This is a genomic window from Aporhodopirellula rubra, assembly GCF_014192335.1.
GTDB lineage: Bacteria > Planctomycetota > Planctomycetia > Pirellulales > Pirellulaceae > Rhodopirellula > Rhodopirellula rubra.
In genome coordinates this window covers 1-18,639 of record NZ_JACHXU010000005.1, presented here as the reverse complement: position 1 = coordinate 18,639, position 18,639 = coordinate 1, and the positions used below count along the sequence as shown (strand labels likewise).

11 protein-coding genes are annotated in these 18,639 nt (G+C 53.9%); 3 read left to right on the top strand and 8 right to left on the bottom strand.

The window, feature by feature from the left end:
• Nucleotides 1–30: 30 nt before the first annotated feature.
• The gene (locus tag FHS27_RS08205) at nucleotides 31–189 is read left to right on the top strand and encodes a hypothetical protein (protein WP_184304022.1); all 159 of its coding nucleotides are present in this window, start codon (nucleotides 31–33) and stop codon (nucleotides 187–189) included.
• 48 nt (nucleotides 190–237) lie between these two features.
• Complete coding sequence (locus tag FHS27_RS08200) at nucleotides 238–1,353, top strand: Gfo/Idh/MocA family protein (RefSeq protein ID WP_221224959.1); 1,116 nt, start codon at nucleotides 238–240, stop codon at nucleotides 1,351–1,353.
• Between the two features lie 65 nt (nucleotides 1,354–1,418).
• Here the strand turns inward: FHS27_RS08200 and FHS27_RS08195 are convergent, their stop codons facing one another.
• The 7 genes from FHS27_RS08195 to FHS27_RS08165 form a co-directional block, all read right to left on the bottom strand.
• Nucleotides 1,419–3,398, bottom strand: a complete 1,980-nt coding sequence (locus FHS27_RS08195; RefSeq protein WP_246419283.1) for a discoidin domain-containing protein — start codon at nucleotides 3,396–3,398, stop codon at nucleotides 1,419–1,421.
• 164 nt (nucleotides 3,399–3,562) lie between these two features.
• Nucleotides 3,563–4,180, bottom strand: a complete 618-nt coding sequence (locus FHS27_RS08190; RefSeq protein ID WP_184304019.1) for a 3-keto-disaccharide hydrolase — start codon at nucleotides 4,178–4,180, stop codon at nucleotides 3,563–3,565.
• A 92-nt stretch (nucleotides 4,181–4,272) separates the two neighbouring features.
• Nucleotides 4,273–6,855, bottom strand: a complete 2,583-nt coding sequence (locus FHS27_RS08185; RefSeq protein ID WP_184304017.1) for a glutaminase family protein — start codon at nucleotides 6,853–6,855, stop codon at nucleotides 4,273–4,275.
• Between the two features lie 182 nt (nucleotides 6,856–7,037).
• Nucleotides 7,038–9,356 (bottom strand): glycoside hydrolase family 2 protein, encoded by a 2,319-nt coding sequence (locus tag FHS27_RS08180; protein ID WP_184304015.1) that lies wholly within the window; start codon nucleotides 9,354–9,356, stop codon nucleotides 7,038–7,040.
• 50 nt (nucleotides 9,357–9,406) lie between these two features.
• The gene (locus FHS27_RS08175) at nucleotides 9,407–10,534 is read right to left on the bottom strand and encodes an aldose epimerase family protein (protein WP_184304013.1); all 1,128 of its coding nucleotides are present in this window, start codon (nucleotides 10,532–10,534) and stop codon (nucleotides 9,407–9,409) included.
• A complete protein-coding gene (locus FHS27_RS08170; RefSeq protein ID WP_184304011.1) occupies nucleotides 10,531–12,189 on the bottom strand; it encodes a solute:sodium symporter family transporter in 1,659 nt (552 codons plus the stop codon). Before FHS27_RS08170 ends, FHS27_RS08175 begins: the two co-directional genes overlap by 4 nt.
• 150 nt (nucleotides 12,190–12,339) lie before the next feature.
• The gene (locus tag FHS27_RS08165) at nucleotides 12,340–16,752 is read right to left on the bottom strand and encodes a PVC-type heme-binding CxxCH protein (RefSeq protein WP_184304009.1); all 4,413 of its coding nucleotides are present in this window, start codon (nucleotides 16,750–16,752) and stop codon (nucleotides 12,340–12,342) included.
• 360 nt (nucleotides 16,753–17,112) lie between these two features.
• Between FHS27_RS08165 and FHS27_RS08160 the strand changes: the two genes are divergently transcribed.
• Nucleotides 17,113–18,267: an AraC family transcriptional regulator gene (locus FHS27_RS08160; protein WP_184304007.1), complete on the top strand. Its 1,155-nt coding sequence runs from the start codon at nucleotides 17,113–17,115 to the stop codon at nucleotides 18,265–18,267.
• A gap of 75 nt (nucleotides 18,268–18,342) precedes the next feature.
• On the opposite strand, the gene FHS27_RS08155 is transcribed toward FHS27_RS08160, so the two are convergent.
• A partial coding sequence (locus FHS27_RS08155) for a hypothetical protein (RefSeq protein WP_221224958.1) occupies nucleotides 18,343–18,639 on the bottom strand: 297 nt, incomplete at its 5' end.

Below are 18,639 nucleotides of genomic sequence, written 5' to 3'. Positions count from 1 at the left end.
TAAGTTGGTTCGTCAGTAACAACGTCAACGATGAACCGTCCGGTTCGAGCAACATTTGCGTTTCAACCGCTGCAGCAATGTTGCTGTGTCGCTACTAAGAATTGGGGCGTCACGGGAGTGAATGACTTCAACACGTACTGGAAGTTCATTCTTTCACAGTTCATGCTGCAGCGATTTCTACGCGAATAGCCAACCCCTCTTTTATCACGCACATCATTAACAAACGATTCATTTATTATGTCCCAAATATGCCGATGGGGATTTGTCAGTGCCGCCAATATTGCCCGCAAAAACTGGCTCGCGGTAAAGAATTCTGGTAACGGTCAGGTCGTCGCCGTCGCGAGTCGTCAACCCGAGAAGGCGCTTGCATTTATCAACGAGTGTCAGTCCACTCAGCCGTTCTCAGAGTCACCAGCAGCCGTGGCTGGATACGAAGATCTCTTGAGTCGGTCGGATATCGACGCGGTCTACATTCCTTTGCCGACGGCGTTACGCAAGGAGTGGGTGATTCGCGCCGCGGAAAAAGGCAAGCACGTTCTTTGTGAGAAGCCTTGTTCCTCGAACGCGGCGGACCTCCGTGAGATGATTGACGCCTGCGAGACCAATGGGGTGCAGTTCATGGATGGACTGATGTTCGAGCACACTGCTCGCTACCGGGAGATGCGTTCGGTTCTTGATGCGAACGAATCAATCGGATCCATTCGGCGAATCACCAGTCAATTCAGTTTCAACGGTGGGCAGGACTTTGAGGACAGCGACATCCGATTGAACAGCGATTTAGAACCGTTCGGTGCGTTAGGGGATCTCGGTTGGTATTCGATACGGCACGCCTTGTGGGCGATGAGTTACGAGATGCCGGCCCACGTGAAGGCGACTTTCTTGCAGACTCGTCATCGAAGCGACAGCCCCAATCCTATACCGATGGAGATGAGTGGCGAGTTGCTATTTGCGAATGGCGTTTCGGCGTCGTTTTACAACAGTTTCGTAACCGGGTTGCAGCAATGGGCTTGTGTCAGTGGCACGAAAGGCCAGTTGTCACTATCCGATTTCGTGCTCCCGTATCATGGCGAGCAGTCTCGCTATCAATTCTCGACACCTGCAAGTCAAAATTTGGGGTGTGAGTTTAAACTCTTTGAGAACCGCGAGGATCGTGTCGTGCAGGAGGTTTCCGATAGTGGTGTCGATGCTCCGGAAACGGAACTTTTTCGACGGTTCGCGTCGATCGTCAACTGCGGCCAACTCGATCCGGCGTGGCCAATCGCTTCATTGAAGACGCAAGCGATCATGGATGCCGTGATGAGGTCGGGCCAAGAAAACGGACAGATAGTTGCGGTCGATTCAATCGACATGTGAATGAGCCGTCCGGAGCCCGGCGTCCGGGATTTCGTCAATTCAGTATTTTACGTATTGATCTGCGATCAAGGTAGACGCGAACCGAAAACTTCAATTTCGGAGATCGTCGCATCTTGATCGGTCAATGACATCCGCAGGAACTGAAGTGTCCTCGCTGGTGAGATCTTTACGACTGAGTTCATCGTGTTGTCAAACGTCTCAAGCGGGATCCAGTCGCTACCGTTGACGCTGCACTCGATGGTCATCGTGAACTCTTCATGAGCGGAATCGTTACCCTCGATTGATGGGCGAGGAGTTTGAATGTGAAGGCGAGACACCGCGTATTGCTCGCCGAAATCGAACTGCAACGCGGCATTCTGGACTCGTGTCACGTTCCAAATGGTGCTCGTCGAACCGTCGGTGACGTGCGAGAGATCCTTCTCGTTGCAATTGGCGTTGACCTGGGTCTTCGTTGACATCGACAGATTCCACGGTAGACCGTTCGCTTCGTTGTAGAGGTTGAAGTAGTGATCGGCTCGAACGAAGTTGACTTTGTCAGGATATTTATCCGTAATCGCGTGTTGCAATCGGACGATTCGGTCTGGTTTGAGTTCCTGCCAAATATTGGCTTGGTAGGAAAGAAACAAAGGCGATGCCCCGTCCCAATGTTCAATTTTTTCGATTACTGAGCGATACGCGTGCGAAAATGAACCTGCATAGGGAATCGCCAATTTGTCGAAGTGGACGCGTCCGTTGACGTCGCTCGATGTAACCGAAGGGACGTCTTGGAAATTTTGTACCGTTGCCCCATAAAGGTTTGGGCAGAACCGTTCGTAAGCATCCCGTTGTTCAGGTGTGGCGTCATCCCAAATAGTGATCACACGTAATCCCGAACGCTCGAGATAAGCTTGCGTTAGTTGGGTATAGCCGGACATCGCATCGCCGCCCTCCATTGCGATACCCACCGGTGCCCCAGGTTCTTCCAGCGTATTGAATGGAATCGCGTAACCCATTCCAGACGGACCTGAAACGAAACACTCTTTGTCCGATGCAGTCGTGTAGTAATAGTTCATGATTCCCGGTGCGACGTCTGCGAGCCCTGGGGCGATCGTCCAATTGATTGGAACCCTGCCACGCGTCGACTCGTAGGCATCCCAAATGCGTCGCATCGCGTGTTGGGCGTACTGGATGTTGTCTCCGTCACTGACGAAGAGGGCGATGTAGGCCTTGTTTTCCAGCGCAGGCTTTGGTGGCACCGGCGGGATTTGGATTGGCAAATTCGTTCCCGCATAGACACTGCCGTTGGAAAAGTGATCGGCAGGTAATGTTCCGATTCCGAATTCGGATGCGGTCGTAATTCCAGATCGTTCGGTGGTGTACCATCCCAGTACGATCGCGTTGCCGGTATCCATGTCAGAGAAAAACATCTGCATGAGCTTGCGTTCGTCCGGGTTTCGGTTGTCGAGCCAGACGACCGCGGCTCCCGTTGCGGCCGCAATATCACGTGTGTGGTGGAGATCCCCGCCACGGCTACTGGGATTCGCACTGACGATGAGGCGTTTGGTACAATGAGGCCAATAGGTCGTGTGCAGGTGCTGGTAGATTTCTAATGGAGACTCAAACCTGAGTTGGGTCAGGTCAACGAGTACATCAAGTTCAATTCCATGCTTGAGAAGTTCTTGTTGAATCTCGTAGGTGACAGGTAATGCGTTGTGAAGTCCGGCCACTGTGCAGGCGAGATTTCGGTAATGATGGCTAACGTCGGTCGCGTATAAAACCAATCCGGATATTTCGTCCGCATATTTCGCGACGAGTTTGAAGCGATCTTCACGAACGAAGAGGTTTCGCTCGCCAAGGTTGTTGGTTGAGGTTTCGACCCACGTATCACGTCCTTCTTCGGCACGCGCATCGAGCAACAGTAGACGAGGCTGCGTCGAATTAATGCGTCCTTGCAATGCCGAAAACGCAATCCGCTCGTCTCGAGTTAGCGATTGAATCTCAATCGCGTCGAGTTGGCTCGCGGGGCTGGCGAAGACCGGAAGCACTCTGTCCGTCGGCCATCGCATTTGTGTCCGACTAGCCGAAATACCTGTTGAAGTGGCATTCGGTGAGCCTGAATCATTTGCGCACAGCGAAGTTCCTGTGCCGCAGACAATCAAGCTCATTGCGAACGCAATGATAGCAGCCCTGCTCATCGTCGTCTTTCTGTACGTATGTCGAATCCGCTTAACTACGGAAGTGGAATGACGTCTACCTTGCGGATGCTAACACGACTACCGGGATCGTGTTGTTGGAAGGCGAAATGACCTTCCTTGAAGGTCTTTTCAAAATCTAAGTACTCGTACAATTCATTTCCGTCGATGGAAATTTTGATTCGAGTCATTTCGCGACCACGCCAAACGTCGTCTCGCACTTCCAATTCATACGTGAACCAGGTGTCGGGTTTGACGTGCTGCTTGTATACATGACAAAAACCGTACAACGATCCGGTTCGAATCGGATCGCTATGCGTGCTGTCGACCTGAGCCTCGTAGCCATCGAGAAAACCAGGATTTGCGGACGTTCGGAAATACACTCCTGAGTTGCCTCTGTCGTTAATCTTGATTTCGACGCGGTATTTGAAGTTCTGATAGGGGCCGGTTGTCGTGACTAGCATCGACGTTCCGCCAGATCCTTGAATCACTCCATCGGCGACTTCCCACTGACTGTTGTCGGATCCGACTTTCTTCCAACCGTCGAGATTGGTGCCATTAAACAGTGACGTCCAATTTGGATCGTCCGCGTTTGCACATGTAAAGGCGAGGGCAACAAGCGTCAGGCCAAAGAGAGAGCGAATCGGGAGTTTCATCGTAGGTTGTTTTTCAATTGGAGTGATTAAGAAGTTTAAACGTTGTCACAAGGGCGCAAACGCGAATTGAGTTTGCGCCCCTTTTTCTATTGCTAGTTGGACGCGACCAATGCGTCAAATCCGACGTCGATAAATTGACCGCCGGTGGATTGCCGTACGTAAATCGCGACCGTGTTCTTGCCTTGTTTGAGTGAGGAAGATGGAATCTCGTAAACCTCGTACCCGGTCGTGTAGCCACCGAGTGTGATGACATGTTGACCGTTAATGTAAACACTCGCGTCCTCATCGTGCCAAATTCGCAAGGCAACCTTTTCCGGAACCGGAGTGTTGATATCAACAATTCGTCGAACCCAGATTTCAGGGGTTGCCCATTTTGTGGTGCTCGGGGATTCCGTTCCCAATCCGCCACGGGCTTGTTTCCAGTCGGATGTTGAGTAGTCGTCAGCGTACCATTCACCACTGGGTTCGGTCGTCACGTAGTGATAGAGCGTTTGTGTTTTTTCGCTAGTGGGAACCAACGTGATGGTTTCCGGAGCAACAGGCATCGGCGCCCAGCCTTCGGCTTTGGTTTTATCGCGTTGAGCATGCTTGTTCCAAATTGCGGAATCGTAGAGCAGTTTCAGGAAAACACCGCCCACGACGGGCCGTGCATCGAATCCGACTTTGACCGCCGTCGATGTGAAGTACCAATCGGTCATCGGGGTGCGTTGCGGCGTCGCGCTGAGAAACTTGTGTACAGGCATCATCAACGCATCGAAGTCTTCACGCTTTTGCGTCAACGTTGCGGTCCACAATACCCAATCGAGTTTGGTGTAGTCGGACCGGCTGTCGAGAGGCAAACCGTATTCGTTTTGCGTTTTGCGATAGAACGCCATTTCGGTTTCAAGCACTTCGTCCGGGAACAGACCGAGGCCTAAAATGCGATCCCAAACTAGGTTGTACTTTTGGCTCCAGGTGCCCTTGCGGTCGAAAGCCAGGACAAAGTGATCACCGTCTCGGGCGGTGGCGATCCATTGCCGTGCGTATTGTTTCGCGATTGTATCGTACTCTTTGCTTTCGTCGTGCAATCCCCGCATTTCACACAGCATGGCGTACGAGCCCAAACCGACGATCGCCTTTGCACTCAAGTTAACGTTGTGGGCCATGTGGCCGGCAAAGTCATCGGTGCAGAGTTGGTTGTCGGGGTCGAATCCTTTTTCTTTAAGGTAGTTTGCCCACGAACTCAGTTGTGGCCAATAGATCTCAGCAAAGTCAGCGTTGCCTTCCATTTTGGCCAGTGCGCCGAACAATGCGAGAAGATTGCCGGATTCTTCGACAGGCATTTGTCCGTCTTCGCTGTTCTCTCCCCCACCATATCGCTGTCCGTTTGCTTTGGGGTACGTGCCCAAATCGTGGGGCGCGTATGGGAACTTCCAGCGATCCGAAGCGGCATATTCCATAAACGGAACGAGAACGGATTTGGTCATCGATGGCCCGAACAGCAGAAACTGCGGCATCATCGGATAGAAAACGTCGGAGGTTGCGATGCATCCGTTGGAGTGGTTTTCTTTGCAAAACTGCAACGGTTGTCCATTGTCGTCGGCAACAAATTTCCCCGCGGCCAAACATTGGCGGTACGCGAGCGACGCAATGTCTGCGTACTCCTTTCCACCCGCGATCGTTAAATCCGAAAGAAGTTCACGATCGAACTCGACGCAGCGTTTGATGAGTTCATCGTGCTCGTTTACGGCTGCGGTGATGAGATCGTCAGCTTCCCAACCGTCTTTACGCCAATACGGACGAAGACGCTTCTTCATGAATTCAATCGAATAGAGATCGTCATAGGCGATCAATGCATGACAGGCGACGGGTTGGTCGGCAACGGAACCGAGAGACATGGCGAGTGATGCAACGACTTCGCCAGCTTTGACCGGGAAGGTTTGCGTGACGTTGTTCAGCGCCTCGACACCGGATTGGCCGAAACAGTGCCGAAGCGATTTTGCGTTGCCGAATGTCGTGCGAGCTTGGAAGCGGGAGTCAGCAGCGAGATAGAGGTATCCCCAATCGATTCTCAAGTCGTCTCCGGACCGTCCGAGTACGTGTTGCGAGTCCGTACCGATTTTCAAGGCAGAGACGCCCGCGATTGTCGGAGTTGATCCGGAAACGGTCTGCTCAAGCGTGTTCGTCGTGAGTTCACCGCCTGCATCGAAATAGAATTCAGCGTCGTGTTGTTTTTGATCGATCGACGTAACCTTGCAGTCCACGTATGTCGTCGGGCGACTGAGGATGAGGATGTCGTCGGGCAGTGAAGGTGTCGTGAATGTGAGTTCGACGGCGACCTGCTCGCACGCAAACTGATAGATCGTTTGCGTGGGGCGTACCTCAACGGATTTCTGTTCCATCGCGACGATGGTTTGCGGTTCGGCGCCCATCAAGCGATACGGAGTTCCGTCGATACGGATGATTGCCGCCAATCGGTGTGGTTTGCCTGTCCAGTGAGTCGTTTTGGTTTCCCAGAGGTTGTCGGCTTGAGACCAAACGCTGAAGTACGGGTCACAGGCGACGAGGGGCACGGCAGGCGGGCGAAAATCGTTCGGCTTCGTGGTTTCCGTTGCGTCATCGCAGTACCCGTCGGGTAGAAAGGCGAGTTGCGTGATGCATAGCAACACAGTGGTAATGAGGAGTTTGCAGTTCATGGTTGTTGTCCATTGGGGGAGAGTGTGAAGGACGGCGTTAGTGCGGGCGCGCGCGCCAGCGAAAGCGTCGAACGCCTAGTTTCAAAATGGGGTGGGACGCTCGATTAGGATGCGTCCGCGACGTAGCCAGACAACGTGTCTGGGTTGCAGGCGGTGTGCCGCCTTAGGGCATCAATGACTTTTCACTGGTCGGTTCCAATCGGTCGTGAAATCGGAGTGAAGAGTTTTCGATGCATCTGTTTTAATTCCGAGGGCGGAATTTTCTCTACCTTACGGTCGTAGGTCATAAGGCCATTGATTTCACCTTCGACATCCGTCGTTTGTGTGTAGACACCCGCGGCTACGCCTTTGTGCCGCAGTTCGTTGAGGATGTTGAGTGATGTTTGGTAGCGGTCGCGATACTCGGCCATCGTCTTGGGCAGGCCGCCATAGCCCCAGTTGTCCCGCTCTGCATCCCACAGGTGACCTTCGACGGGATATCCATGACCACCGAATTCACCGACGACCTGAATGAAGTTGTCGAAACGGCCGTCTTCAACTGGGAAAAACGGATTTGGATATGCGTGTTGGTCAGCAATGTCTCCAACGGGCCAGAAATTGCCTCCACTGGCGATGTTGACCAACCGACTCGGGTCACGCTCAACGGTCCACTGTCCCGTTTCCATCGTTCGGTGTTGTCCCCAAGCTTCGTTGAAGGGACCCCAAACTACGATTGAAGGGTGATTCTCTAATGTGTCAATCATCCATTCGAACTCGAGCATGAATTGATCGTGGTTCGCGTCGCTCCAGTCTGCGTCCGTCGGATTAGGTTCGAGATGTGTCCAAGGAGGCGTTTTTCCACCGCTTACTTGGTCCTGCCAAACCATCATGCCGAGACGATCGCAGTGATAGTAGTACCGGCGTGGTTCGACCTTGATGTGTTTTCGAATCATGTTGAACCCTGCTGCTTTGAGCCACTCAATATCGAACAGCATGCCTTCATCCGATGGAGGCGTGAGCAAACCATCGGGCCACCATCCTTGATCGAGTGGTCCCCAGTGGAAAATCGGCTTGCCATTGAGCGTCATTCGCCAGTTGCCATCGGCGTCTTGTGCCTTTCCGACGGATCGGATTCCGGCGTACGATTCCGCTTGATCGACAATGTTGTTGGAGGCGTCGAGCAGTTCGACCTCGAGCGAATAGAGGTGAGGTGAATCGGGCGACCAAAGTTTCGCATTTGGAATCGTGACGCTCGCCTCGTTGGATGCAGACTCGATTTCAGCAACCTTGGATCCTTCATCTTTGACGACCACACGGAGTTTCGTGTTGGTCGCATCGCCAGCGGTTTCGCAGGCGATCGATATCGTTCCGTCAGCGGCGTTGGTTGAAATCGACAGATCACTGAGGTAGGTCGGGGAAACCTGTTCGAGCCATACGGTTTGCCAGATTCCAGAGACCTGGGTGTACATGATTCCGCCGGGCGAAATCACCTGTTTTCCGCGGAGTTGGGCCGCCTCGGTATCGTCCTCGACGCGAACGACCATCGTATTGACGCCGTTCTTGACCGCGTCGGTGATGTCAAAGGCAAACGGGGTGTTGCCGCCTTGGTGTGCACCGACAGAGGTTTCGTTGATGAATACTTCGCAGCGGTAGTCAACGGCTTCGAAATTGAGCAGGGTACGTTTGCCTTTTTCGATAGCTATGTCGAATTCACGGTGATACCAGAGTGCTTCCGTTGGATCCAGCATGCGTTGCACACCACCGAGTCGCGACTCAAGACAAAAGGGAACAAGGATCTCGCCGTCCCAGGTGTCGGGGGTTTTGAATTGTTTCTCGGGCGTGACTGTGTAGTCCCACTTCCCGTTGAGGTTGGTCCAGTTTTCGCGGACGAGCTGCGGACGTGGGTATTCTGTCCATGCGTTTTCGGGAGTCAGTTCGCTTCCCCACTGCGTGATGAGTTTCGATTTGAACGGTGACAGCGGAGGTAACGTTGGCGGATTTTCGGCGTCGATCACGTGCACGTCGATGTATTGTCCCCCCGCGTCCTGATGACAGTGAACCGCCAAAACGTTTTCACCTTGTTTCAAAGACTCACGTTGGTTTTTATCGAGTGGAACGGTCGTGTAAGACGTCTGCCATCCCGTGAGTTCTGCAACGGGAGAGCCGTTGATGAATACTTCGGTCTCATCATCGTGATGAAGGAGTAGGGCGGGTGACTGCGGTACCTGATCGAGCTTGAAGGATTTTCGAAGCCAGATGTCGCCGGTCTTCCAGGTCGTGCCTACACGAGAACCAGGTGTTGAATGCGTTCCAAATCCACCTTCGCCTTCCTGCCAACTGCTGTCGTCAAATGCAGCCTTTTGCCAACCGACGTCGGGGCGGTCCGTTGTGAATTTCCATGTGTTGGTTAAGGGATCCGCGGCGTGTAATTGTCCTAACGACAAAACCGCGAGGGTAAGTGTCCAAACGCAAATGCGTGTGGACGCAAATACGGTGTGCAGATGATATCGAGGCGTTTTCATAACAATACTTTGGGAAGGCTTTTTGGGGGAACAAGCGATTGGGAGTGTGTCTAGCGACTCACGTTGTCGGTAGAGAACGCAAAGACGGTCTGCGTTTGATAGGTTTCGCCAGGGGCAAGCAACGTCGAGGGGAATTCAGGGTGGTTCGGGCTGTCGGGGAAGTGCTGGGTTTCCAAGCAGAATCCGCCACGGTGCAAATAGGCTTGGCCCGATTTGCCTCGAAGGCGACCGTCAAGGAAGTTGCCGCAGTAGAATTGAATGCCGGGCTCGGTCGTCAATACGGTTAGCGTTCGACCTGTTTCGGGTTCGCTGACATGGGCCGCGAGCACCAGCTCTCCGTCCGATTCGCTGCGATTGAGTACCCAGTTGTGATCGAATCCGCCACCGAAGGTCAGTTGTTCGTTTTCGATATGGATGTCACGCCCGATCGGTTTTGCCGTTGTGAAATCGAAAGGGGTTGAAGCGACGGATCGCAGTTCACCGGTCGGAATGAGACCCGCATCCACGGGAGTGAAACGATCTGCATTGATGGTTAAACGATGATCAAGGATCGTTCCGTTTCCTTCGCCTTTCAGATTGAAATAGCTGTGCTGGGTAAGGTTGACGGGCGTTCGTTTGTCTGTGGTCGCGTGATAGTCAATAACAATCCGATTGTCGTCCGTCAGCGTGTAGGTGACCGATACAGCGAGGTTTCCGGGGTATCCTTCCTCCATGTCTTTGGCATGATAGGAGAGAACGATCTGATGATCATCAAACAGATCCACGTCCCAAACCACCTTGTCAAACCCGATCACGCCCCCGTGTAAATGGTTTTCACCGTTGTTAACAGCGAGTGAGTAGGTTTCACCGTCGATCGAGAACTCACCTTTTGCGATTCGGTTTCCATATCGTCCCACGATCGCGCCGAAATACGGTTTATCGACCGCGTTGATGTAGTCTTCGAGCCGGTCATATCCGAGTACAACATCGGCATGTTCGCCGTTGCGGTCAGGAACCATGAGGGAGGTGATGATCGCACCGTAGTTGGTCACCTTGGCCGTCATCCCAGAATCGTTTTTTAGTGTGTAGAGTTTGATCGAATCAAAGTCAGACACCTCGCCCGAGCAATGCGAAGGGGAGAAGGAAAGGATGCTTGCCACGAACGTGAAAGCAGCCGCGAAGGAGATAAACGTTTTCATCGAAGTTCCGAAAGAGACGAATTAAAAGAGGGAGCGGAAAAGTCCGCAAAATAGATGTAGATCGCAAACACCATGGCTATCAGTGCCATGCCGGCGAAGGGCGTGTAACGCCACGGAGTCATGTCGACGGCACCCACGTTTGTTTGCTCAAAATCGGTATCGCGAGGAGCTGTTTTTCCGATGACGAGCATCAGCGTTACCAAGAACAGGAACACGAGACCAAGGAAATGGAGTTCATGAAGAGCTGCAACCATTTCGTCAAAAGGATGCACGAAGTAGCCCGTGGCGATCACTGTGAACCCGATCGCCAACGCTAGTTTGGCAGCGATCGGCGGGACGCGTTTTGTCGACATGCCGATCAAGACGACGACAAGAATTGGGATGAAGTACATCCCGTTCATCTTTTGCAGATACCCAAAGATGCTGGTCGTGTTCGCGAGCAACGGGGCCACACACATTGCGATGATTGCGACAATCCATCCGAATACCTTGCCGCTGCGAACGACATCTGTTTCGTTCGCTTCTTTTCGAATCAGGTTTTTATAGACGCCTAAGCTGAAAAGGGTGCAGGAGCTATTCAATGCCGAGTTGAAGCTCGACAAGATTGCCCCAAGCATCGCGGCGGCGAAGAATCCGGTTAACGGTGCAGGCAGAACGCGGTTGACGAGTCGTCCGTACGCTTCGTCCGGTTTGATTTCTTGCCCAGCGAAAAGACTGAAGGCAATCATTCCGGGAAGAACGAGAAAGATCGGCCCGAGTAGTTTGAGTGCTCCGGTCAGCAGCACGCCCTTTTGCCCTTCGGCGAGGCTGCTGGCGCCGAACGTTCGTTGAATGATCTGCTGATTCGTTGTCCAGTAGAACAGGGTCAGCAGAAACACGCCGGAGAACAGTGTCCCAAATGGAACCGAGGCGTCGGGGCCGCCGACTGAGTTGAAACGAGTCCTCTGTTCACTGATGAGGCGATCTGCACCCGCCATGATCCCGCCACCATCACCTAGTTGTGACAGCGCGAAGCCGGTAATCATAAAGCCGCCGACGAACAAACCGATACCATTGAGGGTGTCGGATACCGCGACGGTGCGAAGGCCACCGAACAAGGCGTAGATCGAACCGATAATTCCGACGGACCACACGATCATCCACAACGCGAGTGTTCCAGGTTCGATCCCCACCGTTGCGGGAAGCGAACCCAGCATTGCGGGAACATTGAGAATGCCGATCATCCCGGTGGCACCGGTGTAAAGAATGATCGGCAGAAGGATTCCAACGTAGGCGACTAGAAAGATTGCGTTGGTGATGACTTGGGTTTGATGGTCGTAGCGTATCGCCAGGTACTCGGGGACCGTGGCAACGCCACTGCGGAGAAAGCGAGGCAAGAAAAACCACGCCATGAAAACGAGTGATATGACACAGACGACTTCCCAGGCCATCACGCAGAGGCCATCTGTGAATGCAACGCCGTTGAGCCCGACCATCTGTTCGGTTGAGAGATTTGTCAGCAACAACGAACCCGCAATCAGTGGGAACGTCAAAGTACGACCGCCGAGGAAGTAACCTGAGCTGGTTTCGTGATCGTCGTTGCGTGTGATCCACCATGTCAACACACCCACGAGTGATGTGAAAAACAGGCACGACAGGAGCGTGAGTGATGTCAAAAAGACGTCCCCCGAAAAGAGAGGACGCCGTCAACGAATCGAACCCTTCGCAAGGAAGTGATCGCGTCGCGGTCGTCAGATGGAATGAACATGAATTCGGTTTCATATTGCGGACCGCATGCGTCTATCTATTCGGAGAGACGTACGGACCTATTGAGTCGGGCGAATGGGTTCTACGGTGACTGCAACAACAACGGGCGCCGATTCGCTCGGGCCCTTTACCAATTCGATAGATTCGATGCTGACGGTCCGGCGAGGAATGATTCGTAAGTAACGGAGTTGTTGGCCGCGTTCGAATCCGAATGCGAATTCACTGCCCGGAACTTCGGTACGTTGGATGTAATCTGCGAAATGCACACCATTGATCCACGAATGATCTTCGGATTGGCCGTCGCTGTATTTCAGCCGCACGGTCATGGTGACCATTTGGTCGGTTTCACATGGGTATCCCCAGCCTGCAACACCGCTGAGGAAATGAATAGCGCCTGCTGGCATGTTGCACGGGAGCGTCACCGAAGCTGGCATCCGTGACGGATTGGCGGCTTGGAGGCAGTGCAACATGATCACGTTGGGACGTGATTGACCGATGGGATCGGTCAGGTGAAATGGAATCCCCTTAAAGTACTTGGGTTTCCAGTCCACGAAGGTGAAGTGGTCGGGGCCGTCGTTGTGGAACATCCCACTAGTGCTGATCGCGGTGGCATAGCGGTCCAGAGAAATGGGGACGTACCGACTGCGACTGACCAGATACTCGAGCAGATCCGTCATCGCTTCTCGACTGATCGCGTTCTCGAATCCTTCAGGCATGATTGAATTGGTAGAGGCAACCAACTCTTCGATGTCATCGCGGAGGACATTCGTGGTCTTGCCTTTCGTATCGACCAGCTCGATTGCCGTCTTCGATTCGGATGCGAGCATTCCCGTTTGGATGACTCCATCGACCGTTAGCACGGTGTACGCTCGATAGTTTCCTTCGACGCTGCGATTCGGGTCGAGAATGTGTGTTAGCAATTCCTGTTTGGGATGAACGGCCATGCCAGTCAGGTCGGGGCCAACGTGTTGTCCTAGGTCGCGGTGGACATGGCACGAGGCGCAATTTTGGATGTAGATTTGGCGGCCACGTTCGACGTCACCCTTTTTGATGGTCGCCAACTGGTAGTGCGACATGACCTTCATGCGGTTCGCATTGGGTAACGCGCCGCCTTGGGCGAGCAAGTGTTTGGCGAGTGCCCGGATAGCTTCGTCCGGATGCGAGACCAGTGCCTGTTGTTGGTCGAGGGCGAGTTCGCTGAGCGAGATGTTACCTTGTTTTGCAGCGTTCAAGATCGCGAGCGTCGAATCCGATCGTTTTAGCAACAACGAAAATGCGGCTCGGCGGGCCGATGGGGTTAACGCGTTGAGCCGCCCGATCAATTCGTCGCCGAGACCTTTCCATCGACTTCCCTGCATCGCTTGGATCAACCCTACGGCGAGCGTGGGAGTCGTTCGGGGAGTAATTTCATTGAATACGTCGACCACGACGTCGCGATCGCTCTGCAAAAAGTCGATCGCCTGAGCAGCTGCGGAAATTCGATCCGCTTCGGCCGCGTCCTCGTCACGAACCGTTTTTAGCAAATCTGCGACGAGCCCTTGACGATAGCGGGCGAGGCCTTTGCTGTTCCACTGCGCGGCCATCCGAACGAGCGCACCTTTGGAACTCGGCGAAACTCGTTCAAGAATGAGTTGCAGACTTTTGTCCGTATTGCGATCGATCGGTTTGGATTGTTCGCCACTTCCGCCTGCTGAGAACCCTGCGATGACGCAGTCAAGGACTTCGGTTTGAGCGGATTCGATATGCGCCAAAATGACAGCTTCGTCGCCGACCGAATCGTTACGCGCGTAATGTTCTGCGACACGTTGCACGATCGGAAATGCGGTTGTTGGAAGGTCGTTGCCGCGTTGGAGTGCTCGCAAGAAATATGGGCTGTACTGTGCCGCCGCACTGGTGATGGCATCGGGGATCCAGCGATCGGACATCAGACGCCGCATCTTCATCGTTGCCAGAAGAGCACCGGCAACTTCTTCTTGGGTGCTTTCCTCGATCGGTCCTACAGCCAGGTCTGACAACGCCAAAATCGCGGCAAGTTGAACATGCGGATCGGCATCAGTGAGTAATTCGGCATCGAGAAGCGCTGCCACTGATTCGTCAGTAAGCGGCAAGACGCGTGCCGCGTTTCGTCGCACCCCTGCCGATGGATGCCTTAACGCATCGTATGCCGCCCGGGATGCAACCGGTTGATTTCCGTCGAGCAGGCCGAGGCCATGGAGCGTCCACAAGGCATGGATCGCACCGACATTCAAACCGATCTCATCGATTGTTTCATTTCTTGCCAATGCCACCAATTCGTCGATGACATCGCCTTGTCCACGCTCGACGAGCAGGCGTTGTGCGTGCAAGCGATTAACCATCGACGGATCTGTCAAACCATTGACGAGTTGTGTCGCAGTTGCTTCCTCCAGGTTGACCGTCAATGGGCGATCAAAGTCATCCGGGACGATGCGGTAGATGCGACCGCGATGTTTGTCACGCAACGTGGTTTCGTAGGCGCCTCCGCTGCCCGTTTCGAAACCATCGGGCGTTGGGTTGTGTTGAAGGATGTAGTTGTACCAGTCGATCACCCAAACGGTACCGTCCGGGCCGACTTCGCTCATCGTGGGCGAGGCCCATTCGTCATCGCTCGCGAAAAAATTGAAGTCGCTTTTCGAACTGAAGTCGCTGCCTTTTTTCTTCAAAGCAAACGCACCGACGAGATGCCCAGTCGGGCCGTTCACGAACGCAACCGAATTCCAGTATTCACGTGGATATTCGCGGGCGGTGTACAACGCGTGTCCGGTCGCCGAGGTGTAACCGCCGTGCGAATCGACTTGCCGGCAATTTTCGGTGATCGGATCAAACAGGTAGTTGTCCGCGATGGATGACAGCGTCAGCGACGGCGTCCAGCCACGAACTCGCTCGTAGTACCGATTAGCCATCGGCATGTAGACGCTTGGGTTGCTATTTGCCGTCGATCCAAAGACGAGCCCCTCTTCGCTGAACCCGAGTCCCCATGTGTTGTTGTTGGTGGAGCGAATGAACTCCATTTGCGAGACGTCCGGTGGGAATCGGAAAAAGCCCATCCGACAACTCATCATCACCTTCTCGTTCGCGGTCGGTTCCGACTGGTTGTAGCCCTGCATTCCCCAAATCCAGTTGTCCAGCCCGTACTTGAAATTGCTAACGCCGCCGTGCGTGTCCTCCAAGCCCCAATTCGTCAACAGGATCTGTCTTTCGTCTGCTTTGTCGTCCCCGTTTGTGTCACGTAGGAAAATAGTTTGTGTTCCGTTTTGTACGATCACGCCGCCATTGGAGAACACCAACGTTGAGGGGATACTGAGTTCTTCGGCAAACACGGTGAACCGGTCCGCGCGTCCATCTCCATCGGTGTCTTCGCAGATGCGTATGCGATCGTTGCCGTATCCATCGGGGTGAAGATCGTTGGGGTAGTCCAGCGTTTCCGCGACCCAAAGACGCCCTCGGGCATCCCACGCCATAGAGATCGGTTTGCCATCGATGTCCGGATCCGAGGCGAACAATTCGACGTGAAATCCCTCGGGGACCACGATGTGTTTCAAGGATTCTTCCGCGAGGAGCGGTTTTTGCATCAAGCTCTTGGGCTTGTCCTGAACACGCCATTCTTCCGTGGCGACATACATCGGGATCTTGCCGTCGACGTCGACGAATTCAAATGGCTTGAGATTCTTGGGGAGCGGCTTGATTGCGGGGACGGGAAACTCGAGGTCGTTCATGTAGTCACCGGCAGCGAGCGGATCGCCACCGGCAGCCCAGCGAATGCCTCGTTCGATGAGGTTTTGGAATCCCGGGTTCGTCCATGTCGCGGCGTCGTGACCCCATGCGGTATAGAACACGCGCCCTTTCCCCTCGCGACGAATCCACGTCCATGGTTCACGACCGCTTTCGGTAACCCGGTACTCCAGTACGGTTCGGTTTGCCTCGTTGTGAAATTGGTGCACGTAGGTCTCGTCCCAACTCTCGAAACCGCCATATCGTTTCATCAGCGGATGATCGGGGCGAGCGATTTCGGTTCGAAACAATCCGGATCCGTGTTCCTTAAACTGAGCGCCCACGAGAGCGACAAACTCTGGCATGTTGCGAAAGCAATAGCTCGCGCAGTGCACTGGCACAAAGCCACCGCCCTTACGGATATAGCTCAATAACGCGTTGCCATTGACGGGATCGATTGCGTCGATGTCGGCGAAGAGCAGAACGGCGTCAAAACTAGAGAGATACCGCGGCTCCAGATCTGATACGTTTTCCGTGTACGTTATCTCTACACGTCCTTGCAGTGCTTCCTGCAGTTCTCGGAAGCGTGATTCGGGTTGATGACTGCGTCCTGAGTCACCGAGAAACAGGACCCGAATTCCGTTGGCCTTGGCGGTGACCGAATCAACAGCGGACGCCACCGATGTCCATGCGACAAACGCGAACGTGACGAACAACAGGAGGGTGCGGAACGTGAATTTCATGGGAGCATCAAGGGAAGCGGAGGGTATGAACCGAAGTTCATCTAGGATAACTCAATGCGTGGGGAAGTCGGACAGGGAACTGTCCTGAATCTCCGCGTTTCGTCTTCCTAGGGCTTCCGTTGCGTGGGGAGCATGGTGTTCGCTTGTGACGTTGTGTCAATGAAATGACAACGCCAAGATTTGTGCGATTACTGTTGGTTCTGTGAAAAAAAGATTGGCTGAATTTGTCCCGCGTGGTCTTTGCACGGCTGGTTTAACTTAAGACCGATTGTAGAATCAGCTATCCTTAATTGAATGCTATAATGCGCAATAAATATGTGAGTTATCGCAAGTCGCACTCGGCATCCTAGCGGGCACAAAATGGCAAAAAAAGCGAAATCAGTCGCTCTTCTGATTGAGTCGTCGAACTCTTATTCGCGTGGCATGTTGCAGGGAATTGCGGCCTATATGCACGAGAATGAACAGTGGTCGATTCGCCTTCCCGAGCAGGAACGTGATGCGCCACCGCCGCCGTGGTTGAAAGATTGGAAGGGCGACGGGATTATCGCGCGAATCGAGAATGAGCAGATCGCCGATGCGCTTCGCAACACGAAGGTCCCCGTGGTTGACGTCAGTGCGGCGCGGCGACTTCCCAGGGTCCCGTGGGTGGAGATTGACGAGGCCGGAATTGCGGAGGCTGCCTTTAATCATTTGCGTGAGCGTGGGTTCGAAAACCTCGCGTTTTGCGGTGAAGCAAGGTTCAAGTGGTCGGAACTGCGGCAGGGGGCCTTTGTCGAGCGTGCCGCCCAAGAGGGGTTTGCATGTCATGTGTTTAAGCCGCCGGCACCGATCCGCGGTCGAGTGTCGCTCGACCGAGAGGGCAAAGCGATCGCGAAATGGTTGAAGTCGCTGCCGCGTCCGACGGCGTTGCTCGCGTGCTACGACCTCAAGGCTAGGCAGATTCTCGATATCTGTTGGGAAATTGATATCAAAGTGCCTGAGGATCTAGCGTTGCTCGGCGTCGATAACGATGAGGTCCTCTGCGACCTGGCCACGCCACCGCTGTCGAGCGTGATACCAGCGGCGAAGAAGATCGGATTCGCTGCTGCTCATTCACTCGATTGTTTGATGAAGGGGGAGGAGTTGGAGCAGCACTGCAGGCTCATTGGTCCGATCGGTGTTGCGACGCGGCAGTCGACCGATATTTTGGCGATCGAAGACCCGGACGTCGCTGCGGCTCTGCGGTTCATCCGTGACCATCACAGCGAGCAGATCAACGTTCAGGATGTTATGGGGGTGATCCCCGTTTCTCGTCGTTCGCTCGAGGTGCGTTTTCGAAAGACAGTAGGGCGAACGATTTATCAAGAAATTGTGCGTCGACGGATTGACCGGATCTGTCAGTTGCTCAATGGCTCGAAACTATCGCTAGCGCAGATCGCTCAGAGAACGGGTTTTGAATCGGAGGAATACATGAGCGTTGCGTTTCGGCGGGCCAAGGGCATGCCGCCCGGAAGGTACCGTAAAAGCCAGTTTTAGCGCGCTGGTACCGTCGTGTGATGATGCTTTCGTTGGCGTGCGGTTGCTGGATCTGAGATGGCGACCCACCGTCGGTTAGTTGGACATGGCAAACGCAGTGGTTTCATTTTGTGTGATCAGCCATTTCTTATCGGCAGTCACATTGGCGTAGCTCGCCTCAGTTCCGTCGGGCCACTGCACCGTGACGCGGTCAAGCTGCTCGGCGGGGATGTCCCATTTGTTGTTGAAACTCGTGATGGTCTCTCTAGTAAAAGCGTAAGTGATCGGGTTTGAGTGAGCAACAAGCCCCACCTCCTGGAGCTCGCCGTAGGCGAGCTCCAGGAGGTGGGAAAGCATTTTCAGCTGGTTTCTGATTCGGGTCTCGCCAGGGCT